General features: G+C 64.5%; 1 protein-coding gene. It reads left to right on the forward strand.

The features are described from left to right. On the forward strand, positions 1 to 1,073 hold a 1,073-nt coding region (locus tag GTN70_06675; GenBank protein ID NIO16670.1), incomplete at both ends, for a gamma-glutamyltransferase.

Here is a 1,073-nt window from a genome sequence, read left to right on the forward strand (position 1 = left end):
GGCGGGCAGTCCATGGCGATCCTCCACCTGGCCGACGTGGGGAAAACGATCGCCATCGACGGCTCCTCCAGGGCCCCCCTCGGAATCTCTCCCACGAATATCCCGAAAAAGCCCCTCCTTCTGGGGCTCTCTGCCTCCACCCTGCCCTCCACGCCCGCGGTCCTGGGATACCTCCTGGACACCTACGGGACGATGAGCCTCCCGGAAGTGCTCGAGCCGGCGATCGAGCGGGCCCGGAACGGGTTCCCCATCTCCTCGCTGCAGCACCGTCTCATCGTGCGGGAAGCAAAGCGGCTCCAGAGCGACCCCATCTGCGCGCAGCGGTTCTTCAAGAACGGACGTGCCCTCACCGCGCGGGAACGCCTCCTCCAGCCGGAACTGGCGGCCTGCCTGGAAAAAATGGCGAAGGAAGGATGGGAGGACTTCTACCGGGGAGAGATCGCGGAAAAGATCATACATGACATGCAGGAGCGCGGCGGGCTCCTCTCCCGGGTCGACCTGAACCGCATCCCGGTGCCGCTGGAGCGCCCGGTTCTGCGGGGGAGGTACCGGAAGTTCAGGATACGCACGTTCCCGCCCCCGGGCTCGGGAAGGGCCCTGGTGGCGATTTTAAACATCCTGGAAAACTTCTCGCCCGACGAGATCTCCCCCGATACACCCGCCGGTGCCACCATCCTGGCCCTCTCCTTCTGGCGGGCGCTCAGGGACCGGGACAGGATGCCCTTCGACCCCGACATCTTTTTCCAGGCGAAGGAGAAACCGATGCTCGGGGAAAAGTACGCACGGAAGATCGCCGGCCAGATCCGGATCGTCACGCCCTCCACAGGCGGGGAAGCGAAAGAGGGCGGGGGGGAGACGACCCACCTCTCCGTTACAGACGCATCGGGGAACGCCGTCTCCATTACCCAGTCCATAGAGCTCATCTTCGGGAGCAAGAGGATCGCCCGGGATCTGGGCTTTTTCTACAACAACTACATGAGCACCTTCAACTACCGGGACATGATACACCCCCACTACCTGATTCCCGGGGCGCCGCCGTGGAGCAGCGTGGCCCCCACGATGGTCTTCCGGGG

Source organism: Deltaproteobacteria bacterium (assembly GCA_011773515.1).
Classification (GTDB): Bacteria; Desulfobacterota; Deferrimicrobia; order J040; family J040; genus WVXK01.